This is a genomic window from Actinomycetes bacterium (assembly GCA_036510875.1).
GTDB lineage: Bacteria > Actinomycetota > Actinomycetes > Prado026 > Prado026 > DATCDE01.
This window is the reverse complement of the sequence record DATCDE010000258.1, coordinates 1-22260: the sequence shown is the minus strand read 5'-3', so window position 1 is coordinate 22260 and position 22260 is coordinate 1. Positions and strand designations below refer to the sequence as shown.

Here is a 22260-nt window from a genome sequence, read left to right as displayed (position 1 = left end):
GACCGGACTGGTGACGCTGGCCCCCGGCGTGTACCACATGAACGAGATCCAGGCCACGTTGATGTCCAGCTGCATGGCCCGCACCGCACCGGCACGCAGCAGCAGAGCGGCCAGGCTGTGCACCGACAGCGCGTCGCCGGCCACGAAGACCAGGTCACCGGACTTGGTCACCCCGATTCCGGACCGCCACACGTAGTAGGCGCCCTTGATCGTCGCGCCCCAGTTGGACTGCACGTTGCTGTCCAGGTTCGGCGCCAGCTGGCCGTTGTCGACCAGCAGCTTGAGGTTCTGCCGCACCGAGACCACGTCCGGGGTCATCGACACCGTCGAGCCCCACGCGCCGATGTCGGTGTGCCCGTCCTTGTAGACCACCAGCGACGCGGCCCCCGCGGTCAGCGCGCCCACGGTGTGCCCGTCCGCGTAGTAGGCGCCGCGCGCGTCCTTGATCTTGAACCCGCTGTTGAAGGTGGCGACCAGGCCGGCCCGGGCCGACGTCGGCACCGTGTCCGGCTGGGAGAACAGGCTCAGGTGCCCCGGGTCCTCGAACCCGGGGTGCTGCACCAGCCGCAGCGCCTTCCCGCTCATCCACACCACCCCGGCCAGATACGACGTGTGGCTGGAGTCCGGGCGCAGGTAGGCCACCTGCACCGCCGGCTGACCCTTCACCGTCACCACCGGGCGGAACACCCCCTCACCGGCCAGCCCCGGAGAGGCCAACGGCGCCAGCGGCGCATGCAGGGCGATCTGCCGCTTCGTTGTCATCGCCGCCTGGATGGTCGCCGCCGCCTGCCCCAGACCGGCCGCGGCCAGCGCCTGGGCGTTCGGCGCCCCGCCCGTCTTCGGCGGGCTCAGCTGGTACTGCAGGTTCTCGCCCGCGGTGACCAGCGCGCCCATCCCGTGGTCACGACCCCACTCGGCCACCCGAGCCGCCATGCTGTCGGTCCCCGGCGCGGTCACCGCCCGGCCGAGGGACCAGCCCACCGGCAGCAGCAGGACCAGGACGACCACCACCACGGTGCGCAGCAGGCGAAGAACTCGACGGCGCTTGGCTGGCGACGCGGCCACAGACATTTCCCTTCGGTTCGCTTCCGGTCCGGCGGGCAGCTGCCCAGCCGTCGGCGCCGCTGAGTGAAGCCCCGCCGCATGAAGGATCCATGAGGACACGCCGGAGCCCGGAGCAGCGGGCTCGGGTCAGCCGATGGCTATCCGGGGGTGGGCGCCCGGGTTGAGCCAGCGCAGGATCGTCACCAGGGTGGTCCTGGGCACCGCGACGCAGCCGGCCGTCGGGTAGCCGTCCGAGACATGCAAGAAGATGCCCGCGCCCCGGTACAGCACCGCCGGGTGCATGTTGTAGTCGATCACCACCGCGTAGTCGTACTGCCCGATGTGCCGGATCAGGTGCTCGCTGCCGTTGACGGCGGACTCCGGCAGCGCGGTGTCGAAGCCGCCGGCCGAGGCCTGGCGCAGGCTGTTGTACCAGCGGCTGTTGTTGTCCTCGACCCACCAGTCGTCCGGCCCCACCCGGTGGTAGGGCAACCGGGCCCCGGGGTTGGCCAGGATCCCGAACGCCTGGGTCAGGGTGTAGGTCCCGGTCGGCGTGGTGTTCGTCCCCTGACGGCGGGTGGCGCCGCTGGTGACCCCGTTGGCGCCGATCCTGGCCGCGGTCGTGCTCAGCACCCGGTGCCAGCCGGAGGCGTCGCGCTGCCAGGCCACCACCGTGGCCCAGGACCCGGACGCCCGGACCGTGACGACCTGGGTCGCGTTGCCCACGACGACCGGCACTGGGAACGGCAGCCGCACGGGCGCCGGGCCGGCCGGCGCCGTCCGCTGGGCCGGGGCGGCGGCTGAGGGGGTCGGGGCGGCTCCGGCCTTCGTCGGTGTCGGAGTCGGTGTCCGAGTTGGAGTCGGTGTCCGAGTTGGAGTCGGCGCGGCGGCGCCAGCGGGGGAGCCCGGCGGAGTGCTGGCCACCGGCGGCGCGGCCGGCGCGCTCGCCGCGCAGGAGGCGAGCAGCACGCTCACGGCCGCAGCGGCCGCAGCCCTCCCCGCCTGGCGGTCGGCCCGGCCGGTCCGCGCCGTCACGACAGCGGCCTCGACGGGTAGCCGGTGTCGAAGTGCTGGTAGTCGATGGTGGCGTTGTCCTGCCAGATCCAGCCCTCCCGCGTGAACGCCGACCAGGCCACGCCGCCCTTGGTGATGACGCCGGCACCGGTGCGGTTCGTCCCGTAGCGGGAGTCCGGCTGGAAGCACTGGCAGCGGCTGTCGATCCAGGGGTTCTCGTACGGGTTGACGTCGACGGCTCGGCCGTTGGCGTGCGGCGAGGCGGTCGCCGGCGCGTTGGCCTGGGCGGCGCGCCGGCAGTTGTACGCGGAGGTGTTGTCGGCGGCCATGCTCGCGTTGTCGTCGCCGCCGTACACCTCGATCGGCTGCATCCGCCGGATCGGGAAGCCCCCGTCGAACAGCTCGGTGAAGATCCTGGCCACGCTGGCGGCGACGTCGGCGTTAACGACCAGGACGCCGCGATGGACCGCCGTGTCGAAGCCGTGGAAGTTCACCTCGACCCGGCGCAGGTCCGCGCGGGTCACCGGGCAGCCGGTGTGCCACGCGCCGACGGCCACGATCCTGGCCCACTGGGCCGCGGGCACGGCCGCGATGACGGCGCCCGCCGTCGGGGCTGGGGTCGGCGAGCCGGTCGCAGCCGGGCTCGTGGTCGGGGACGGCGGCACCGCGGTGGGAGACGGCAAGGCGGAAGCGACCTGGCTGGCCGACCCGGTGGGGGACGGCGCGGTGGAAGACGACGCAGCGCCGGGCGTCGACGGCGCGGCGCAACCGGCAACGAGCAGGGGCGCGGACACGGCGAGCAGGATCCCCCGCCGGCTGCCGGTCGAATCAGCTGCAGGTCGAGCCATACCTGCTCCACACGGCGGTGCACCGCAGCGCCGCCCCCGTCGGGGCGGCGGCGACCAGCTCACGGACCGCCTCGACGACCGCGCCCGGGTTGTCCTGCTGCAGCACGTGGCCCGAGTGCGCGATGACCTGGATGGAGTCGGTCGACAGCGTGAGGTCGTCGTGCTGCTGGCGCCGCCAGAGGTCGATCATCGACTGCGGCTGGCCGTAGGTCGGCCCGCCGAGGTGGTCCTCCTCCGGGTTGGACGCGCTGAGCACGAGCAGCGGCAGCCGGCCCATGGGCGGGCCCCCGCCGGTGGCGGCCGAGCTGACCACCATGTCGATCTGGTGACCGGCCTCGGGCCAGTACCGGCCGGTAGTGGGGTCGCCGGGGGTCACGCTTTCCGCGAGCAGCACCCTGCGCACCAAGCCCGGGTAGGTGTGCACGAAGGCCCGGGCGATCAGCCCGCCGAAGGAGTGCCCCAGGACGACGTAGGGGCCCTTCTCCCCAGCGGCGGCGAGCAGGGCGGCCAGCTCGCGGGCGTAGAGGCCGGCGTCCACCACCTGCCTGGCGTTCGGGCGGGCCGGGCTGTGCCCGAGCCCCGGCCGGTCGTAGACGCAGGTCCGGGTCACCCGCTGCAGGGACGGGAGCACCCCGGACCAGGCCGCCGCGCTGGTGCCCAGGCCGGGGATGACCACGAGGGTGACCGCACCGCTGCCCTGGCAGTGCAGCCACTGCCGCACCCCGGCGGCCGGGTAGATGCCGCTGACGGTGCCGCTCGCTGTGCCGGGGGTCGGGCTCGACGTGGGCTTGGCCGTGGCTGTCGCCATGGGCTTGGCCGTGGGCCTGTTCGTCGGGGGGGCAGTAGCCGCCGCTGAGCGGCGGGGCGTCGCGGTCACCGACGGCGTGCGCACGGCCGCGCTGGACGGCGCAGGTGTCGTCGGTGCGGTCGTCGCGGCCGGGCGGCCGGCCGCGGCCGCTCGGGTTGAGCCCATGGCGGCGCAGCCCTGGGCCAGCACGCTCAAGGCCACGAGTCCCGCAGCCGCCAGCAGGTGGCCGGACGGTTTCACCTGGCCAGCGTACGAGAGCCTCAGCTCGGCAGCGCTCGTCCTGCGCACCCCGGAGACCCTCGTACGCTCGACGAGGAGCCACTCCAGGGTGGCGAGAGGAGAGTCGCGACCACCGATCAGAGCATCGCGGGGCTGCGCAGGTACAACCTGGTGGCCGCTGCGCTGCACGCCGTCCAGGCCGCCATCGTCCTCGCGCTGGCCAACGGGTTCAGCCTGCCGGTGACCGCTCACGACCTGGCCGGGCCGCCCGGGACGCTGCCCAGTGACGCCGTCACGCTGCTGGACACCCCCGTGGGCCTGGCCGTGGCCGGCTTCCTGGCGCTGTCCGCTGTGGCGCACCTGGTGCTCGCGTCCCCGCAGTTCTTCGACCGCTACCGCACGGGTCTGCTGAAGCACCGCAACTACTTCGGCTGGGTGGAGTACTCGCTCTCCAGCTCGCTGATGATCGTGGTCATCGCGCAGCTCGTGGGCATCTCCGACGTGGCCGCGCTGATCGCCCTGTTCGGCGTCAACGTCTCGGCGATCCGGTTCGGCTGGCTGGCTGGCTGGCTGAAGGAGAAGTACCAGGAGCCGGGCGACGGCGGCTGGCTGCCGTTCATCTTCGGCTGCGTCGCCGCCGTCGTCCCGTGGCTGGCCGTGGTGGTCTACACGATCGCCCCGGGGTCGACGAGCGGGGCCGAGCCGCCAGCCTTCGTCTACGCGATCATCGTGTCGCTGTTCCGGTTCTTCAACGTGTTCGCGGTGAACCAGTGGCTGCAGTACAAGCAGGTCGGCCGCTGGCGGGACTACCTCGTGGGTGAGCGCGCGGACGTCACCCTCAGCCTGGTGGCCAAGTCAGCACTGGCCTGGCAGATCTTCGCCGGGGCGCTCGCCGCGTAGCCGGACGCCGCCACGCGCGTCAGCCCGCCGGGATGCGGCGGGAGTCAGTGCAGCCGGACGCGTGGGTCGAGGAGGGCGTAGCCGACGCCAGCCGCCCGGTGCCGCCGGCCCGGGAGATGGACGCGAACCGCACCAGCCGGCCCGCTGACGGCCGAGACCTGGCGAACCGCTGCGTCGTAGCGTCGGAACTGGTCCGCCGGGTCGGTGCCGCGGCCTAGCACGTCGTTGGGCCCGGCGTGAAAGGTCGTGCTGTCCGGCTGGCCCTAGCCCTCGTCGGTCGCGACCGCCGCCGTGCTCACCGACTCGACCGCCTCCAGGTCCGCCTCGGGGCGGCTGCGGGGTCGGCACAGTCGTGACCCGGTGATGCGGTGGGCCCCGTACGCTACGCCGACGACGATCAGGATGTCGCCGACGCTGAACACGTTGGCGAACGGCAGCGGCGCCGGCCAGGCGAACACGTCGCCCAGGACGGCGAGCCTCGGATGCGCAACGACTCCGGAGTTGAGGAAGAGGGCCGGGTCCTTGTCGATGTGCGCCGCGGCGAGGGCCGAAGCGCGAGCCGGGAGGGTGCCGCCGTTGACGGCGATGGTCAGGCCGTTCGACACCGTCCCCGCCGCGACCAGCAGGAGTCCTGGAATCGCCCGGTTGAGCCAGATGAACACCGCCGCCATCACGTAGGTAGCCACGTGGATGGTCGTCAGCAGGGGCCGGGGCCAGGCCTCGACCACCTGGAGGATGACCAGCTGCAGTCCGAGCGCCAGCGCCGGCAGCCAGCTGGCGCGCAGCCGAACCTGCAGCAGTCGGGACGGCCGACCCCCGAGGACGACGGCAGTGAGAGCGGCCAGCACCGCGGCGACGAGGACCAGCACGGCGGCTCCTAGGCGCTCTCGTAGGCCGGGGGGGTCAGCAGCGGTGACCGCGCCCCGCTCTGGACCGTCAGCTTCGACCTGGACCGCAGCCACGTCCCGAGCTCGTCCGCGGTCACCGGGCGGCTCACGTAGTGGCCCTGCGCCAGGTCGCACCCGAGCACCCGCAGCCTCCTTAGCGTGGCCTCGTCCTCGACCCCCTCCGCCACGACCTGAAGCCCGAGATTGTGGGCAAGGTCTATCGTCGAGCGCACGATGATCTCGTCGTTCTCGTCGACCGCGAAGTTGGTGATGAACGACTTGTCGATCTTCAGCTCGTCAATGGACAGCACCTTCAGGTACGTCAGTGCCGTGTTGCCCGTTCCGTAGTCGTCCACGGCCACCCGGACGCCGACCTCGCGCAGTCGCTGCAGCACCTCGTTGGCGACCAACGGGTCGGCCATCACCCCGTGCTCGGTGACCTCCAGGGTCAGTCGTGCCGGGGGCAGCCCCGCCCGGTCCAGCATCCCCGCGACGACACCCGTTAGTGCCGAGTCCGCCAGGTCGCGCACCGAGACGTTGACCGACACGTCGAGGACGAGACCAGCCTGGCTCCAGGATTCGACCTGCTCCACGGCGCTGCGAAGCACGAACTGGGTGATCATTCCCACCATGCCGGTGTTCTCGGCGAGGGTGATGAACTCGTCCGGGAGGATGAGCCCCCGGGTCGGGTGCGCCCACCGCACCAGCGCCTCGACGCTGGTGACCGCGCCCGAGCGCAGATCCAGCTTGGGTTGGAACACGAGGAACATCTCGTGCGACTCGACCGCGGATCGAAGGTCGGAGAGCAGTTCGAGCCGACGCGGCGTGTGGGTGTCCTTCTCGGGTCGGTAGATGCGGACCCGAGACCGGTCCCGCTTCGCGTCGTACATGGCGACGTCGGCGCGCTTCATGATCGTGAAGACGTCCGTGCCGTGCGCGGGCGCCAGCGCGATGCCGGCGCTGGCCTGGATGCTCAACCGGATGTGGCCCAGGTGGATGGCGCTGGTCAGCCCGAGCAGCATCTGCGCCGCGACCTCCTCGGCCTGTTCCGACGACCCCAGGTCGTAGACGAGGACGGCGAACTCGTCCCCTCCCAGGCGGGCGACCGTGGCCTGGTCGGGCAGGCTGCGCTGCAGGCGGCCCGCGGCCTCGACCAGCAGCTCGTCCCCCACCTGGTGGCCCAGCGTGTCGTTGATCTCCTTGAAGTGGTCAAGGTCGATGATCATCACCGCGACGAGGCGCCCGGTGCGCTCAGACTCGGTCAGCGCTCGCTCGACGCGGTCCCGGAAGAGCTGCCGGTTCGCCAGCCGGGTCAGCGGATCACGCAACGACTCGCGCTCGTGCTTGACGGCGAGCCGGGCGCTTCGGTGCACGGCGAGCAGCGGCATGGCGAGCAGCCCGAGCAGCAACGGTGACGCCTGGACGGCTACCAGGCCCACCGGAGCCAGCGCGATGAGCACGCCGGAGGTCGTCGCCTGGAAGCGGAAGTCGTCGCGGAGGATGTCCCGGACCGGATGGTTCGACGCGAGGGCCACCACCGCGGAGATCAACCAGAGGTTCACGGCGAAGAACGCGGCACCGGCGATGAGCGCAGCACCAAGGTCGTGGGTGTCGAACGGTCGGTAGGGGCCGATGAACGGGTCGCCGGAGAGCAGCGCGAAGACGCCCCGGGCCGCCACGAGCGTCAGCACGTATTGGCTGAAGTTGAAGACGATCTTGAGTGGACTGCGGCGCGCGCGGATGTCGTCGAACAGCACGGCAGCACACTGGACGGCCAGAGCGAACCCCAGCGGGCCGCTGATCAGCAGCATCAGCGCCGAGGTCGTCGAGATGGTGATCTGGTCAGTGCTGTCATCGCCCCGGGAGATGGGGATAGGCCGGAGCTCGCCGAGGATGAGGGTGACGGCCAGGACACCGAGGAGGACGCGCTGCCCCTGCCAGCCCGACCACGGCGGCTGGCGGAGCCAGACGGAGGCCACGGCGAACGCACCGGCGGCCGCAACGAGCAGCACGAACCAGATGAGCGAGCGCGCGCCGGGGCGGGCTGCCGGTGTCCCGGCGGCCCGCCCCGAAGCGTCGATCACGTCCACTTACGTCCGGCGGTGGCGACGGCCAGGAACGTGCAGCACGTCCCGTCGGAGTCCACGACCTGCGACCCGGCGCTCTCCTGGATGCAGATCATCGTCACCACCACTTATTCGCGGCGCCAACGATCGAGACCAGCGCTGCGATGGTCGCCGCCACGCCCGCGGCGCGGACGACGAGCTCCTTCGTGATGTTGTCCTTCATAAACCCCCCCATGGGCTGGCGAGACGTCCCGAGGCGGGCTGCAGCCCGACCAGCACGCCTCCTTGGTGTCATCGGCGGATCATGGAACTGCCACCGCCGCCATCCGGGTGAACCACTCGGGTCAGTCACGCTCACCCAGCAGGTTCCCGGGCAGCACGAACCAATGCAGAGCCGACCACCGCGAACAGATGCGTACCGATGCGCCTGCTGCCTGAGGGCTCACCGGTGGGACTCCTGACACGGCATTTCGTGACGCCGGTTCACCGCAGAGCACGGACCCCCCTTTCCCCGAGTCGGGCCTGCCAGGACGGCGGGTTCGTCGCGGTCGACCCCGCGTCCTCTGTCGTGCCGGTGAGCCTGTGGTGGTGGAGGTTTTCGACGGGAACCGTGGATCGGTGCCTTTGAGCCCGAGCGTCAGACTCCTGTGTTCTCCCTGCCCTCCTCGCGGCGGACATCGAGTGATCCGCAGACGGGAAGCAGGTGACAGCGATGGAAGTCGTCCCGTTCACGGTGCCGGGCTCGACTCTCCAAGCAGGACGCCAAGGTCTGTGTCTGGGTCGCCGGAAGACCGTCGAGACGGAAAGCCGTCGGACTACCTGCTGGAGGACGCCGGGTTCGCGGTGCCTCGGCGCCCGCTACCGCCGGATCGCATCCCGACGTGGCCCCAGGAGAGCCAACGTCTCGATTCAGCACACGATGCGCACCATCATCTGGCACATGGGCCGCGACGGCCCCTCTACGACGATCCCCTCGGCGATTTCTGCACCAGGCCACACCCCGAACGAGCCAAGCGGCTGCCGCGAGGGAATCTTCGCGTCAGATGCCATGACTATCTGTTGGTGCGCGAGGGGGGAGTTGAACCCCCACGTCCTTTCGGACACACGGACCTGAACCGTGCGCGTCTGCCTATTCCGCCACTCGCGCGTGAGCCGCACGAGGCTATCACGCAGCCCGCTGCGGGCCGACCGCCGTCCGCCTCCACGGATACGATCGACAAGGCTCAGCCGCGACCCACCCGGGAACGCGGCCACGAGGAGGTACGCATGGGCGTCCTGGACCGGTTCGAGCGTAGCCTCGACCGGATGGTCAACGGGGCCTTCGCGCGCGCCTTCAAGTCCGAGGTCCAGCCGGTCGAGGTCGCCGCCGCACTGCAGCGCGAGTGCGACGACCGGGCCGCCATCGTCACCCGCGGGCGCACGATCGTGCCCAACGAGTTCACGGTCGAGCTGGGCGGGCACGACTATGACCGGCTGATCGGGTACGCCGAGCCGTTGGGCTCCGAGCTCGGCGCCATGGTCCGCGAGCACGCCGACGAGCAGGGCTTCGCGTTCGTCGGGCCGGTCACCGTGGCCTTTGAGCTGCACGACGACCTGGACACCGGGCTGTTCCGGATCCGCAGCCAGGCCGTGGCCGCTCCGGAGGGCGCGCCCCCGGCCGCACCCGAGACCGCCGTCCCGGCGCCCGTCTCCGCGGCGCTGGAGGCCGGCGGCCACACCTACGTCCTCACCCGTCGGCACACCGTCCTGGGCCGTGGCGCCGAGGCGGACCTGCGGCTGGAGGACCTCGGCGTCTCTCGCCGGCACGCCGAGGTCGTGCTGTCCGATCCGCCGCGGATCACCGACCTCGGCTCCACCAACGGCACCTTCCTGGACGGCGAGCGGGTGACCACCGCTGAGCTGTACGACGGCGCCCGGCTGGCCGTCGGCTCGACGGCGCTGGTCTTCCGGTACGGCAGGTAGCCGGTGTCGCAGCTGACCATCACCCTGATCCAGCTGGGCTTCCTGGCCCTGCTGTGGCTCATGGTGCTGTCAGTGGCCTCGGTCATGCGCAACGACCTGTTCACCCGGCGGCGGGCCCGCGCAAAGCGGCCGACCCCGGTCGCGACCCCGGTGGCGGTGTCCGCGGTGAAGCCGGCCAAACCGAAACCGGCCAAGCCCAAGCGCAACGCGCCGCGCCACCTCGTGGTCACCGCCGGTTCCCACGAGGGCACCACGATCGAGCTGGGGGCCACCCCGATCACCATCGGCCGGGCCCCCGAGAACACCCTCGCGCTGGACGACGACTACTGCTCGGGCCGGCACGCCCGGCTGTACCCGCACGAGGGCACCTGGGTGGTCGAGGACCTCGGCTCCACCAACGGCACCTACCTCGGCAAGGCTCGGCTCACCCAGGCGTCCGTCATCCCCCCCGGCACCGCCATCCGGATCGGCAAGACCGTCCTCGAGCTGCGGAAGTAGCCGGATGGCCCTGTACCTGCGATATGCGGCGCGCTCCGACATCGGCCTGATCCGGCGCGGCAACGAGGACTCCGGCTACGCCGGCCCGCACCTGCTGGTGGTCGCCGACGGCATGGGCGGGCACGCCGCCGGCGAGGTCGCCAGCGCCGCCGTCGCCCGGGTGTTCGCCGCCCTCGAGCCGCTGCCCGCCGACGACGTCCAGCCCGACGTCGTGCTGCGGGCCGCGATCGCCCGGGCCGGCGACGCCCTGCGCGAGCTGGTGCTCGCCGACCCCGAGCTGGAGGGCATGGGGACGACGGTCACGGCACTGCTGCTGTCCGGCGACCTCGTGGGCGTGGCCCAGGTCGGGGACTCCCGCGCCTACCTGCTCCGCGACGGCGTCCTCGAGCAGCTGACCCACGACCAGACCCTCGTCCAGTCGCTCGTCGACGAGGGGCGGATCAGCCAGGCTCAGGCCGAGTCGCACCCGCAGCGATCGGTGCTGCTGCAGGCACTGGACGGCCGGGTCGAGGTCGAGCCGGAGATCAGCCTGCGCACGCCACGGGCCGACGACCGCTACCTCGTGTGCAGCGACGGCCTCTCCGGGGTGCTGTCCGACGCCACCCTGCGCGACGTCCTGGCCCAGCACGACCAGGCCGAGGCGGTCGAGCGGCTGGTCGACCTGGCCCGCCGGGCCGGCGCCCCGGACAACGTCACCTGCGTGGTCGCGGAGGTCACCGAGTCGGACGACGGCGACCTGCCACAGCCGGCCGCCCTCCTCGGTGCCGCCGCCGAGGAGGGCGACGCGGCCGCAACTGCGACAAACGCGGAGGGCGGCGCGCCGGACGGCCCGGACGACGACGGTGACGACGACGGCCACGGGCACCGGCTGTGGGTCGTCCTGCCGGTCGTGCTGCTGCTCGTCGCGTTGGCCGTCGGCGTCGTCCTGGCCTACCGCTGGAGCCAGAGCCAGTACTACGTGGGGGCCAAGAACGGCCAGGTGGTGATCTACCAGGGGGTCAGCCAGCAGGTGCTCGGCCGGTCGCTGTCCCGGGTGGCCGAGCCCAGCGACATCGACGTCGCCGCGCTGCCGCTGTTCGCCCAGGAGCAGGTCCAGGACACGATCAGCGCCGACGACCTCGACCATGCCCGACGGATCGTGTCCCGGCTGCAGGACGAGGCCGCGGCCTGCGGGCGCACCCCCACGCCGTCCGGCTGCCCGCCGCCCAGTCCCGGCGCGACGCCGAGCCCCACGCCCTCCGCCGGCATCACCGCGACCACCACGGCTACCCCGGCCGCGAGCCCGGCTGCGAGCGCGACGCGATGACCCGCACCTGGCGGCTGGGCGAGCTGCTGCTCCTGGTCCCGGCCCTGGCCATCGGCCTGCTGGCCTACGCCCAGGTGGGCTTCGTCCACGACGGGCGGCTGCCCCAGTCATTCTGGACGTACGCGGCGATCGCGGTGGCGCTGGCCGTGGTCGCGCACCTGGTGGTGCGCTGGCGGGCCCCCGCCGCCGACCAGGTCATGCTGCCGGTCGTCGTCGCCCTGAACGGCCTCGGGCTGGCGCTGATCCACCGGCTGGACGTCGCCGAGGCCGACAACGCCCTCGCCGCCGGCCGGGCCCTGCCCAAGCCGACCGCGCCGAGCCAGCTGATCTGGACCACGCTCGGCGTCGGACTGTTCGTCGCCGTCCTCGTCGTCGTTCGAGACCCACGGATGCTGCAGCGGCTGACCTACACCGCGATGGCCGTCGGCCTCGCCCTGCTGGTGTTGCCGCTGGTGCCCGGCGTGGGGGTGTCCATCAACGGCGCCCGGATCTGGATCCACGCCCTCGGGTTCTCCTTCCAACCAGCCGAGGTGGGCAAGCTCGCGCTCATCGTGTTCTTCGCCGGGTACCTGATGATGAAACGGGACGCCCTCGCGGTGGCCCGAAGCCGGTTCCTCGGGGTCGACCTGCCCCGCGGCCGAGACCTCGGGCCGATCCTGGTCGCCTGGCTGGTCAGCCTGGGCGTGCTCGTCTTCGAGAACGACCTGGGCACCTCGCTGCTGTTCTTCGGCCTGTTCGTGGCCATGCTCTACGTGGCCACCGGGCGACTGAGCTGGGTCTTCATCGGCATGGGGCTGTTCCTGCTCGGCTCCTTCCTCGCCTACCACGAGTTCGGACACGTGCGGGTCCGGGTGGACGTGTGGCTGCGGCCGTTCAGCGACCCGGGCGGCGCCGGCTACCAGACCACCCAGGCCCTGTTCGGGCTGGCCCACGGCGGCATCCTCGGCACCGGCATCGGCCGCGGCTCACCCGACCTGGTGCCGTTCGCCAAGTCCGACTTCATCGTGGCCACCATCGGCGAGGAGCTCGGCGTCACCGGGCTGATGGCCGTGCTCGTGCTCTACGCGATCCTCGTCGAGCGGGGGCTGCGGACCGCGCTGGCCGCCCGCGACGTCTTCGGCCGGCTGCTGGCGGCGGGCCTGGCGTTCGTGGTGGGCCTGCAGGTGTTCATCGTGGTCGGGGGGGTCACCGGTCTGATCCCGCTGACCGGGCTGACCACGCCGTTCATGTGCGCGGGCGGCTCCTCGCTGATCGCCAACTGGATGCTCGTGGCGCTGCTGCTGCGGGTGTCGGACTCTGCCCGGCGCGCGGTCCCGACGGCCGGCCCGGCCCCGGCAGCAAGCCCAGGGTCGGCTCAGCCGTCGGACGCCGTCACGGAGGTGATCCGGTGGTGAGTGTCCCGTGATCGGCACCCTGTCGACGACCCTGCGCCGGCTCGCGCTGTTCGTGGGGCTGCTGTTCCTTGCCCTGCTGGTCAACGTCAACGTGGTTCAGGTGGTGCGGGCCGGTGACCTGGCCAACCGGCCGGGCAACACCCGCAGTCTGATCGCCGAGTACGGCAAGCCACGCGGCGCGATCCTCGTGGCCAACGCCCCGGTCGCGTCGTCTAAGGCCGGCGAGGGCCGGCTGAAGTACGAGCGGGTGTACGCCAACGGGCCGCTCTACGCCTCGGCCACCGGCTTCTACTCCCTCGTCTATGGCCGCACCGGCATCGAGCGGACCGAGAACCCGGTGCTGTCCGGGGCCGACCCGCGGTTCGCCGTGCAGAACCTTTCCGACCTGATCGCCGGACGGACCTCCAACGGCGGCAACGTGCTCCTCACCCTCAACCCCAAGGCGCAGCAGGCCGCCTACGACGGCATGCAGGGCCGGATCGGGGCCGTCGTCGCGATCCAGCCGTCGACGGGGGCGCTGCTCGCGCTGGTGCAGAGCCCGTCCTTCGACCCCAACGGGCTGGCCAGCAACGACCCAGCCACCGAGCAGGCCACCTGGGAGAAGCTGATCGCCGACGCGAAGCAGCCACTGCTCAACCGGCCGCTCGTCGAGCTGTCCCCGCCGGGCTCCACCTTCAAGATCGTCACCGCGTCCGCGGCCTTGGCCAGCGGCCGCTACACGCCCACGACGCTGATCGACGCCCCGGCGTCCATCGTCCTGCCGGGCACCACCGTGTCCCTCGCCAACGAGAACCGCCAACCGTGCGACGGCGGGAAGGTGACCCTGGCCAGGGCGTTGGCGGTCTCGTGCAACACCGCGATGGCGAAGGTGGGCATGGATCTCGGCGCCGCGGCCCTGCAGCAGGAGGCCGAGCTGTACGGCTTCAACCACTCCTTCCAGGTGCCCATGACGGCGGCCACCAGCCGCTTCCCCACCGACCTCAACGTGCCGCAGACCGCGCAGTCGGCGATCGGCCAGTTCGATGTCCGCGCGACCGCCCTGCAGATGGCCATGGTGGCCGCCGGGGTGGCCAACCGGGGGGTGGTCATGACGCCGTACCTGGTGCAGGAGGTCCGCGGGCCGGACCTCGCCATCCTGGAGACGGCGACGGCGACCCCGTTCAACCGGGTGCTCACCCCCGAGCTGGCCCAGCAGATGACGGACATGATGGTGGGCGTCGTCCAGACCGGAACCGGGACCTCGGCGCAGATCCCGGGGGTCAAGGTGGCCGGCAAGACGGGCACCGCACAGACCGCGCCGGGCCAGCCGGACAACGCGTGGTTCATCGCCTTCGCCCCGGCCGACGACCCGCAGGTTGCTGTTGCGGTGCTGGTCCAGGGCACCACCAAGCTGGGCGAGGTCAGCGGGGGGCGACTCGCAGCGCCGGTCGCCAAGGCAGTGATCGAGGCGGTCCTTCAGGGATGATCGGGAACCATGGAAGCGACGAGGATGGTGCGATGAGCACGGACGGGACGCCGACGGACACCGGCAACGTGGGGCAGCCCCGCCTCCTCAGCGACCGCTACCAGCTCGGCGAGGTCATCGGCCGCGGCGGGATGGCCGAGGTGCACGAGGGGCGCGACCTCCGGCTCGGCCGCCGGGTCGCCATCAAGCTGCTGCGTAGCGACCTGGCCAGGGACCCCGCGTTCCACACCCGGTTCCAGCGGGAGGCGCAGTCCTCCGCTGCGCTCAACCACCCCAACATCGTGGCGGTCTACGACACCGGCGAGACCGACGTCAACGGGGTCGCCGTGCCGTACATCGTCATGGAGTTCGTCGACGGCACCACGCTGCGCGACATGCTGAAGTCCGGACACCGTTTCCTGCCGGAGCGGGCGCTGGAGATCGGCAGCGGGGTCCTCGCGGCCCTGGACTACAGCCACCGGCACGGGATCATCCACCGCGACATCAAGCCCGGCAACGTCATGCTCAGCCGCACCGGGCAGGTCAAGGTCGTGGACTTCGGCATCGCCCGGGCGATCGCCGACAGCGCCGCCACCATGACCCAGACCTCGGCGGTGCTCGGCACCGCGCAGTACCTGTCGCCCGAGCAGGCCAGGGGCGAGGTCGTCGACGCCCGCAGCGACCTGTACTCCGCCGGCTGCCTGCTGTACGAGCTGTTCACCGGGCGGCCGCCGTTCATGGGCGACTCCCCGGTGTCGGTGGCCTACCAGCACGTGCGGGAGAACCCGGTGCCGCCGTCCCAGCTCAACCCGGACCTGTCGCCGGCTGCGGACGCCGTGGTGCTGCGGGCGCTGGCCAAGAGCCCGGACGCGCGGTACCAGTCCGCGGCGGACATGCGCGCCGACGTCGACCGGGCGGCTGCCGGGACACCCCTGCTCGCCGTCCCGGTGCAGCCGGTGGACTCGGCCGACTCGACCCAGGTGATCCCGGCCGTCGTCCCGACCGCGGTCCACCCCGCGGCCGCGCCGATGAAGGACCGCTCGCGCACCACCTGGTTCGTGCTGCTGGCGCTGGCCGTCGTGGGCGCGCTGGCGCTGGCGCTGTTCCTCGGCCGCAGCCTGTTCAGCAGCCAGCAGCAGATCCGGGTGCCCGACCTGGCCGGCATGACCAAGACCCAGGCCACCCAGGAGCTCACCAACCGCGGGCTGGCACTCGGGTCCACGACCGCGGAGACCAACGACCAGCCAGCCGACACGGTGCTGCGCAGCAGCCCGCCGGCCAACCAGCTGGTCGCGAAGAACACCGTGGTCGACCTGGTGCTGTCCTCCGGCCCGGAGAAGGTCGCCGTGCCGACCCTGGTCGGCCTGTCCCAGTCGCAGGCGGTCCAGGCCATCAACCAGGCGAACCTCGTGCTCGGCGCCTTGAACTCCCAGGACTCCGACAAGCCGGTGGGCACCGTCATCGCGGTGAACCCGCCCGAGGGCACCGCGGTGGACAAGGGCTCCTCGGTGGACCTCACCATCTCCAGCGGGAAGGTCGCCGTGCCCAACGTCGTCGGCCAGACCGAGGCCGCGGCCAGGGCCGCCATCACCAACGCCGGTTTCGACCCGGTGGTGGTCACGCAGGACTCGGCGACCAACACCCCCGGCACCGTCCTCGCGCAGAGCCCGGTCGCCGGCACCCTGCTGCAGCAGGGCCGAACCGTGACGATCACGGTGGCGACCGCGCCGACCCCCAGCCCGACGCCCACGCCGACCGCCACGCCCCCGCCGACCGCCACGCCGACCCCGACACCGACCCCCTGAGTCCTGTCAGGGTGAGGACGACGTAGAGCTCGTCCTCACCCTGGCAACTCGAGGGTCAGCCGACGACGGGGGCGAGTCCGGTCGACCGCTCGACGGCCTGCGGGTCGCCGCAGCGCACCAGCCAGTTGGCCAGCAGCCGGTGGCCGCCCTCGGTGAGCACCGACTCGGGATGGAACTGCACGCCCTCGACGTCCAGCGTGCGGTGCCGCACGGCCATGATCACCCCGGACGCCGTGGTGCCCGTTACCTCGAGCTCGCCGGGTACGGACCCCGGATCGATGGCCAGCGAGTGGTACCGCGTCGCGGTGAACGGGTCCGGCAGTCCGGCCAGCACCCCGGCGCCGCCGTGGTGGACCAGCGAGGTCTTCCCGTGCAGCAGCTCGGGCGCCCGGGTCACCTGGGCGCCGTAGGCCACGCCGATCGCCTGGTGGCCCAGGCACACGCCGAGCACCGGCACCCGGCCGGCCGCCGCGCGGACCAGGTCCACGCAGACCCCGGCCGCCTCCGGCGTGCCCGGGCCGGGGGACAGCAGCACCGCGTCGTACCCGAGCGCCTCCTCGATGCCCACCTCGTCGTTGCGCAGCACCACCGGGTCGGCGCCGAGCTGGCCCAGGTACTGCACGAGGTTGAACACGAAGCTGTCGTAGTTGTCGACGACGAGGACACGGACCGGGCGGCCGCCGTCGGACCGCGGCCGCACCGAGGGGGGCGCCTCCAAGGTGCTCACCGGGTCATCCTCCCTGGTTGACGGTGACATCGGTGAACGGCAGGTGCGGCTCGACCCAGGGGAAGACCACCAAGAACAGCAGCGCGACCACCGCGAGCAGCAGCACCACGGCCGCCACGGGTCGGCCGACCCGACCGCCCGGCAGGTGACTCCACAGCCAGCCGTACACGGCTCACCCCCCGCTTCCGAGGGCCGCGGGCGGGCCCTGGCTCTTGGGCCGGGTCTCCACGAGGGTCCCGGTCACGATCATCCGCTGGTAGGACGCCCACCGCGGGTTGCACGTCGTCAAGGTGATGATCGCCTTGGTCGGCTTCACCCCTGGCTGGTCGGGCACCGGGAGCAGCACGCTGACGTGCGTGGGCGCCACGATCCGGGTGTTGTCCACGGTGTAGACGAACCAGCTGTCCGCGGTCTCCACGATGACCGGGTCACCCGGCCGGAGCAGGTCCAGCGCGCGGAACGGCTCACCGTTCGTGGCGCGGTGCCCGGCGACCGCGAAGTTGCCGATCTCGCCGGGTGTGGCCGTCTCCGGGTAGTGCCCCACACCCTTCCTCAGGTCGTCCAGGGCGACCCCCTCGACGATGGGGCGCACCCAGCCGGTCCCCAGCCGCGGGATGTGCAGCAGCGCGAAGCCCTGCCCGGGGTTGAAGGTCTGCGGCGCGGCCGCGCTGTCGGGCGCGCCGGCGCTGGTGCCGTGCTGACCGAACTGCCAGTCGTTGCGGATCTGGTCGGTGACCTGCTGGGTGGCCAGGTCGGCCGAGACATTGGTCCAGAACAGCTGGTAGACGCTGAACAGCAGCAGGACGACGCCCAGCGTGATCAGGATCTCGCCGACGGTGCGGACCACCCGGCGCCCGGGGGACAGCGGCGGCGGCACGCGACGGGCGGCGCGCGACGGCGCGGGGGGCTGGTCGTCGGCCAGCGCGGTGCCGGAGTCGTCGACGCTCATGTGGCCGGCTGCGCGTGCTCGAGGGCCAGCGTGCCCTGGTACCCGGGCACGGTGAGCGTGGCCCGCTCCTGAACCCGATAGCCGAGCCCCACCGCGCTCACCCACTCCCGGTAGACGATGATCGCTGGGTTGGACTCCAACGCCGTGCGCAGCCGTTGGGGGTCACCCACGGCGCTGACCTCGTACGGCGGCGAGTAGACCCGGCCGTTGAGCAGCAGCGTGTTGCCCACGCAGCGCACCGCGCTGGTGCTCAGCAACCGCTGGTCCATGACCTGGACGGCGTCCGCCCCACCGGCCCACAGCGCGTTGACGACAGCCTGGACGTCCTGCTGGTGGACGACGAGGTCGTCGGGGCTCACCCCTTGGGGCAGGTCGACGCCTGGCTCGCGCGAGGCGTCGGTGAGCGTCACGGTCAGGCCTGGACCGGTCAGTGCGACCGTCCCCGCGGGGACGGCCAACGCTCCGGCGTCCTGCTGGGCCGCGGCGACCCGCTGGTCGTCGGCCCCACGGACCGTCGTCAGCCGGTCCACCTCGGCGCGCAGCTTCTCCACGGCGGCGACGTCCGCCTGGACCCGCTGCTGGCGCTCCTGGATCAGGTCGGTCAGCTGGGTGCGCCGCTCGGCCCGCAGGTCAGTGCCCCGGGCGGTCTGCGCGCTGGTGGCCAACAGGAAGCCGGCCAGCGCCAGCACCGCGGGCACGCCGACGCGCCACGCTGTCCGTGCGGCCACGCGGGCGCCACCTCCTGCAGCGTGTGGACCCGTCGGGCGGGTCGGTCCGGACCGTCTCGTCTACGCTAACTGACGAGGAACGGGACGGGACCGTTCCCCCGGCCCGCACACGTCCCGCCGTTGCCGTCGTCCCGCAGGAGCCACCACCGTGCCCGAGTCGCGCAACCGCCGCAAGAACGCGTTCACGCCGCCGCCGCCGAAGGTCGACCCCCGGTCCAAGGTCAGCCCCAAGTGGCTGGTCCCGGTCATGGTCGCCTGCTTCGTGATCGGGCTGGCCTGGATCGTCGTGTACTACCTCACGACCGGCATGAACATCCCGGTCATGACCGCCCTCGGCAACTGGAACCTGGTGGTCGGCTTCGCCTTCTTCGGGGTCGGCTTCGGCCTGGCCACCCAGTGGCGTTGACGGACCCGTTCCGGCGGGGGCGGGGTTGACCGGCCGTTGAACGCCCGCTGAACGCCCGGTTACCTAACTACAACGCTGTAGTTCTCCACATGGGTTGTCCCCAATGTGGAGAACCGCCCCGCTGAGCGCCCCGGAGGCGCTCAGAGCGCCTCGATGATGGTCGCGTTGGCCATCCCGCCGCCCTCGCACATGGTCTGCAGGCCGTAGCGCACCCCCTGGTCGCGCAGGTGGTGCACCAGGGTGGTCATCAGCCGGGCGCCGGACGCCCCGAGCGGGTGCCCGAGCGCCACCGCGCCGCCGTTGGGGTTGAGCGCCTTCTCGTCGGCGCCCGTCTCGGCCAGCCAGGCCAGCGGCACCGGGGCGAACGCCTCGTTCACCTCGAACGCGCCGATCTGGTCGATCGACAGCCCGGAGCGCTGCAGCGCCTTCGCGGTGGCCGGGATCGGGCCGGTGAGCATGATCACCGGGTCGTCGCCGACCACCACGGCGGTGTGCACTCGGGCCAGCGGGGTGAGCCCCAGCTCGGCGGCCTTCTCCGACGTCGTCATCAGCAGCGCGGCCGAGCCGTCGGAGATCTGCGAGGAGTTGCCCGCCGTGATCACGCCGTCCTCGCGGAAGGCGGTGCGCAGGCCGGCGAGGGTCTCCACGGTCGTCCCGCGACGGATGCCCTCGTCGGTGTCCACCACGGTGCCGTCCGGCAGTGTCACCGGGACGATCTGCTGGGCGAACCGGCCGGCGTCGATCGCTGCTGCAGCCAGCTCGTGCGAGCGCGCCGAGAACTCGTCCAGCTGGGTCCGTGACTGGCCCCAGCGCTTGGCGATCATCTCCGCGCCCACGCCCTGGTTGAACATCGGGGTGCCCTCAGCGGCGAGCGCGTCGGCGTACCGGGCCAGCAGGTCGGCGCTGAACGGAACCGCCCCGGACGTGCCGATCGAAGCGCCCATCGGCACCCGCGACATCGACTCGACTCCGCCGGCCACGACGACGTCGTACTGCCCGGCGACCAGCCCGGCCGCGGCGAAGTGGACCGCCTGCTGCGACGATCCGCACTGCCGGTCGATGGTGGTGGCCGGGACCGTCTGCGGCCAGCCCGCGGCCAGCACGGCGTTGCGGCCGATGTTGAAGGTCTGCTCGGCGAACTGGCCGACACAGCCCCAGATCACGTCGTCGACGACGGCCGGGTCGATGCCGGTGCGCTCCGCGATGCCACGCAGCACGGTGGCGGACAGGTCCACCGGGTGCACGCCGGAGAGGGCGCCGTTGCGCTTGCCGACGGGGGTACGAACAGCGGCCACGATGACGGCGTCGCGCATGTGCGGGTCCTCTCTCGGTGGTTACCGGCCGGTAACGACGCCACCATCCTAGAGCGGGTTGCCGTGGATGCTCTGCTCGAGTTCCTGCACCTGCTGGACGAGGGGGCCGAGCACCGGGTCGGTGCGCAGCTGCTGGCTGCGCACCGCCACCATGGCGACCGACAGGGTCAGCACCACCCCCACGGCCGCCACCACCGAGGCCGTCCACGCCCGACGCGGTGCGTACACCAGGACGACGGTAACGAGCGTGCCGGCGACCAGGCCGCCCACGTGCGCGCGCCAGTCGATGTTCGGGATGAACAGCGGCAGCAGCAGGTTGAGGACAACGATGCCGACCAGGCCGCCAATCTCCCGGTTCAGCCGGCGCATCACCACGATGGTCGCGCCGAACAGGCCGAAGACGGCCCCCGAGGCGCCCAGCGAGTAGCCGAGCGGGGCGCTGAACGCGTAGGAGGCGGCTGCCCCAGCCAAGAGCGACACCGCGTACACCGTGATGAACCGGGCCCGACCGAGCACAGACTCCAGTCCTGGGCCCACCACCCACAGGGCCAGCAGGTTGAAGCCGATGTGGAAGATGCTGGCGTGCAGGAAGGCCGCCGTCACCAGCCGGTACCACTGGCCGGCGGCCACCCCGAGCGGGAACAGCGCGAACCGGCCGGTGAACGTGGGGATCAGGATCTGCAGCACGAAGGCACCCAGGCACAGCCCGATGATGACCTTGGTGACCAGGCCGTCCCGGTGGTCGGTCCGGCCGCCGAACACGGTCCGCGGCGCCCTCGTCGTGTCCGCCCCGCTGCGAACGCACTCCGGGCACTGGAAGCCGACCGAGGCCGCGACCATGCAGTCCGGGCAGATCGGCCGGTCGCAGCGGACGCACCGGATGTGCGTCTCGCGATCGGGGTGCCGGTAGCAGGTGGGGGCCGGCTGGTGGCCCTCGCTCACCGCCCGCTCACGCCTGCGGTTGCTCGATGGTGACCGACTCGATGACGACCGGCTCCACCGGACGGTCCTGCGCTCCGGTTGCGGTGGTGGCGATGGCGTCGACCACCTGCCGGCTCTCGGCGTCCGCGACCTCGCCGAAGATGGTGTGCTTGAAGTTCAGGTGCGGCGTCGTGGTCACGGTGATGAAGAACTGCGAGCCGTTGGAGTTCGGGCCGGCGTTGGCCATGGCCAGCAGGTACGGCCGGTTGAAGCTCAGTTCGGGGTGGAACTCGTCGGCGAACTTGTAGCCGGGGCCGCCGGTTCCGGTACCGAGCGGGTCACCGCCTTGGATCATGAAGCCGCTGATCACCCGGTGGAAGGTGGTGCCGTCGTAGAGCTTGGCCGTCGTGGCCTGGCGGGTCTGCGGGTCGGTCCACTCCCGGCTGCCGGAGGCCAGCTCGACGAAGTTGCGCACGGTTTTGGGCGCCTGGTGCTCGAACAGCACCAGGCGGATGTCGCCCCGGTTGGTGTGCAGGGTTGCGGTCAGGTGCTCGACCACGTGGTCCTCCTCGGGACGGCTCGTCAGCGGCCCCGCAGCCCGGGACCGGATCGATCCTCCCACGCGCGCCAGGGATTGCACGGCGCCCCCCGGGGCAGCAGGCTGGGCACTGGAGGCGGTTCCCGCCGTTTCGACGTCGTCGATGGAAAGCAGGGCAGGCATGGCTGCGCAGAGCACCACCGAGATCCTCGACACCCTCAAGGACACCCTCCAGGAGACGGTCGCCCCGAAGCTGGTCGACGTGCTCGAGGCGGCCGCCGAGAAGCTGACCCCCGACGCCGCTAGGGACCACGCCGAGGTGATGCTCACAGCAGCATCAGGGGAGGCCGTGCAGCCGGCCGGCCGGCGGTGGCCGTGGCTCATCGTCGGGGCCGCCCTGGCGGCCGGCGTCGGCGCCGCCGTCGTCGTGCTGCGCAGGCGGCGGACGACCGAGGAGTGGGACGACCATGGCTGGCCGGAGTA

The 22260-nt window shown here is 72.0% G+C and carries 23 protein-coding genes and 1 tRNA gene; 10 read left to right on the top strand and 14 right to left on the bottom strand.

What is annotated here, in order from left to right; translation table 11 throughout:
* From VIM19_15115 to VIM19_15100, 4 genes are all read right to left on the bottom strand, one after another.
* Positions 1 to 1065: phosphodiester glycosidase family protein (locus tag VIM19_15115; GenBank protein ID HEY5186193.1), on the bottom strand; the 1065-nt coding region annotated here is incomplete at its 3' end.
* Positions 1066 to 1191: 126 nt separating this feature from the next.
* Positions 1192 to 1800 carry a L,D-transpeptidase family protein gene (locus VIM19_15110; GenBank protein ID HEY5186192.1) on the bottom strand — a complete coding sequence of 203 codons (609 nt, stop codon included), beginning with the start codon at positions 1798 to 1800 and terminating at the stop codon, positions 1192 to 1194.
* A 275-nt stretch (positions 1801 to 2075) separates the two neighbouring features.
* Positions 2076 to 2852: a M15 family metallopeptidase gene (locus VIM19_15105; protein HEY5186191.1), complete on the bottom strand. Its 777-nt coding sequence runs from the start codon at positions 2850 to 2852 to the stop codon at positions 2076 to 2078.
* A gap of 34 nt (positions 2853 to 2886) precedes the next feature.
* Positions 2887 to 3954, bottom strand: coding sequence for an alpha/beta hydrolase (locus VIM19_15100; GenBank protein ID HEY5186190.1), 1068 nt, complete (start codon positions 3952 to 3954; stop codon positions 2887 to 2889).
* A 123-nt stretch (positions 3955 to 4077) separates the two neighbouring features.
* Between VIM19_15100 and heR the strand changes: the two genes are divergently transcribed.
* Both heR and VIM19_15090 read left to right on the top strand, forming a co-directional pair.
* Positions 4078 to 4833, top strand: a complete 756-nt coding sequence (heR, locus tag VIM19_15095; protein ID HEY5186189.1) for a heliorhodopsin HeR — start codon at positions 4078 to 4080, stop codon at positions 4831 to 4833.
* Between the two features lie 32 nt (positions 4834 to 4865).
* Positions 4866 to 5051: a hypothetical protein gene (locus VIM19_15090; protein HEY5186188.1), complete on the top strand. Its 186-nt coding sequence runs from the start codon at positions 4866 to 4868 to the stop codon at positions 5049 to 5051.
* A 45-nt stretch (positions 5052 to 5096) separates the two neighbouring features.
* On the opposite strand, the gene VIM19_15085 is transcribed toward VIM19_15090, so the two are convergent.
* The 3 genes from VIM19_15085 to VIM19_15075 all read right to left on the bottom strand — a co-directional run bounded on the left by VIM19_15085 (position 5097) and on the right by VIM19_15075 (position 8933).
* Positions 5097 to 5702, bottom strand: a complete 606-nt coding sequence (locus VIM19_15085) for a DUF5317 domain-containing protein (protein ID HEY5186187.1) — start codon at positions 5700 to 5702, stop codon at positions 5097 to 5099.
* Positions 5703 to 5710: 8 nt separating this feature from the next.
* Entirely contained in the window at positions 5711 to 7804 is a 2094-nt protein-coding gene (locus VIM19_15080) for an EAL domain-containing protein (GenBank protein ID HEY5186186.1), read from the bottom strand.
* Positions 7805 to 8846: 1042 nt separating this feature from the next.
* A tRNA-Leu gene (locus tag VIM19_15075) sits at positions 8847 to 8933 on the bottom strand.
* Positions 8934 to 9052: 119 nt separating this feature from the next.
* Between VIM19_15075 and VIM19_15070 the strand changes: the two genes are divergently transcribed.
* Genes VIM19_15070 through pknB form a run of 6 tightly spaced genes read left to right on the top strand, consistent with a single transcriptional unit; the run spans position 9053 to position 16195 of the window.
* Positions 9053 to 9748: a DUF3662 and FHA domain-containing protein gene (locus VIM19_15070; GenBank protein HEY5186185.1), complete on the top strand. Its 696-nt coding sequence runs from the start codon at positions 9053 to 9055 to the stop codon at positions 9746 to 9748.
* Positions 9749 to 9751: 3 nt separating this feature from the next.
* Positions 9752 to 10246, top strand: a complete 495-nt coding sequence (locus tag VIM19_15065) for an FHA domain-containing protein (GenBank protein ID HEY5186184.1) — start codon at positions 9752 to 9754, stop codon at positions 10244 to 10246.
* A gap of 4 nt (positions 10247 to 10250) precedes the next feature.
* A complete protein-coding gene (locus VIM19_15060; GenBank protein ID HEY5186183.1) occupies positions 10251 to 11552 on the top strand; it encodes a protein phosphatase 2C domain-containing protein in 1302 nt (433 codons plus the stop codon).
* Positions 11549 to 12946 carry an FtsW/RodA/SpoVE family cell cycle protein gene (locus VIM19_15055; GenBank protein HEY5186182.1) on the top strand — a complete coding sequence of 466 codons (1398 nt, stop codon included), beginning with the start codon at positions 11549 to 11551 and terminating at the stop codon, positions 12944 to 12946. The genes VIM19_15060 and VIM19_15055 overlap by 4 nt, the downstream gene beginning before the upstream one ends.
* Before the next feature lie 7 nt (positions 12947 to 12953).
* A complete protein-coding gene (locus VIM19_15050) occupies positions 12954 to 14411 on the top strand; it encodes a penicillin-binding protein 2 (GenBank protein HEY5186181.1) in 1458 nt (485 codons plus the stop codon).
* Positions 14412 to 14443: 32 nt separating this feature from the next.
* Positions 14444 to 16195 carry a Stk1 family PASTA domain-containing Ser/Thr kinase gene (pknB, locus tag VIM19_15045; protein ID HEY5186180.1) on the top strand — a complete coding sequence of 584 codons (1752 nt, stop codon included), beginning with the start codon at positions 14444 to 14446 and terminating at the stop codon, positions 16193 to 16195.
* A gap of 55 nt (positions 16196 to 16250) precedes the next feature.
* Here pknB and VIM19_15040 read toward each other — a convergent pair whose 3' ends face one another.
* From VIM19_15040 to VIM19_15025, 4 genes are read right to left on the bottom strand one after another with little or no spacing between them, the layout of a single operon-like run.
* Positions 16251 to 16922, bottom strand: a complete 672-nt coding sequence (locus tag VIM19_15040) for an aminodeoxychorismate/anthranilate synthase component II (protein ID HEY5186179.1) — start codon at positions 16920 to 16922, stop codon at positions 16251 to 16253.
* A 4-nt stretch (positions 16923 to 16926) separates the two neighbouring features.
* Positions 16927 to 17091, bottom strand: coding sequence for a hypothetical protein (locus tag VIM19_15035; protein HEY5186178.1), 165 nt, complete (start codon positions 17089 to 17091; stop codon positions 16927 to 16929).
* 3 nt (positions 17092 to 17094) lie between these two features.
* Entirely contained in the window at positions 17095 to 17871 is a 777-nt protein-coding gene (locus tag VIM19_15030; GenBank protein HEY5186177.1) for a class E sortase, read from the bottom strand.
* Entirely contained in the window at positions 17868 to 18599 is a 732-nt protein-coding gene (locus VIM19_15025; protein ID HEY5186176.1) for a DUF881 domain-containing protein, read from the bottom strand. The genes VIM19_15030 and VIM19_15025 overlap by 4 nt, the downstream gene beginning before the upstream one ends.
* Before the next feature lie 148 nt (positions 18600 to 18747).
* Between VIM19_15025 and crgA the strand changes: the two genes are divergently transcribed.
* Entirely contained in the window at positions 18748 to 19005 is a 258-nt protein-coding gene (gene crgA / locus VIM19_15020) for a cell division protein CrgA (protein ID HEY5186175.1), read from the top strand.
* A gap of 140 nt (positions 19006 to 19145) precedes the next feature.
* On the opposite strand, the gene VIM19_15015 is transcribed toward crgA, so the two are convergent.
* The 3 genes from VIM19_15015 to VIM19_15005 are packed head-to-tail and all read right to left on the bottom strand — an operon-like array spanning position 19146 to position 21798.
* Complete coding sequence (locus VIM19_15015; protein HEY5186174.1) at positions 19146 to 20318, bottom strand: thiolase family protein; 1173 nt, start codon at positions 20316 to 20318, stop codon at positions 19146 to 19148.
* Positions 20319 to 20366: 48 nt separating this feature from the next.
* Positions 20367 to 21260: a rhomboid family intramembrane serine protease gene (locus VIM19_15010; protein HEY5186173.1), complete on the bottom strand. Its 894-nt coding sequence runs from the start codon at positions 21258 to 21260 to the stop codon at positions 20367 to 20369.
* A 7-nt stretch (positions 21261 to 21267) separates the two neighbouring features.
* The gene (locus VIM19_15005) at positions 21268 to 21798 is read right to left on the bottom strand and encodes a peptidylprolyl isomerase (protein ID HEY5186172.1); all 531 of its coding nucleotides are present in this window, start codon (positions 21796 to 21798) and stop codon (positions 21268 to 21270) included.
* A gap of 160 nt (positions 21799 to 21958) precedes the next feature.
* On the opposite strand from VIM19_15005, the gene VIM19_15000 reads away from it, so the two are divergent.
* Positions 21959 to 22260 (top strand): hypothetical protein (locus VIM19_15000; GenBank protein HEY5186171.1); only part of this gene is annotated, 302 nt, incomplete at its 3' end.

What these genes read in the sequence shown, in the direction of transcription:
- VIM19_15090 (HEY5186188.1), top strand. Translation starts at nt 4,866, where the DNA reads ATGCGGCGGGAGTCAGTGCAGCCGGACGCGTGGGTCGAGGAGGGCGTA.
- VIM19_15070 (HEY5186185.1), top strand. Translation starts at nt 9,053, where the DNA reads ATGGGCGTCCTGGACCGGTTCGAGCGTAGCCTCGACCGGATGGTCAAC.
- VIM19_15060 (HEY5186183.1), top strand. Translation starts at nt 10,251, where the DNA reads ATGGCCCTGTACCTGCGATATGCGGCGCGCTCCGACATCGGCCTGATC.
- VIM19_15055 (HEY5186182.1), top strand. Translation starts at nt 11,549, where the DNA reads ATGACCCGCACCTGGCGGCTGGGCGAGCTGCTGCTCCTGGTCCCGGCC.
- pknB (HEY5186180.1), top strand. Translation starts at nt 14,444, where the DNA reads ATGAGCACGGACGGGACGCCGACGGACACCGGCAACGTGGGGCAGCCC.
- VIM19_15030 (HEY5186177.1), bottom strand. Translation starts at nt 17,871, where the DNA reads ATGAGCGTCGACGACTCCGGCACCGCGCTGGCCGACGACCAGCCCCCC.
- VIM19_15015 (HEY5186174.1), bottom strand. Translation starts at nt 20,318, where the DNA reads ATGCGCGACGCCGTCATCGTGGCCGCTGTTCGTACCCCCGTCGGCAAG.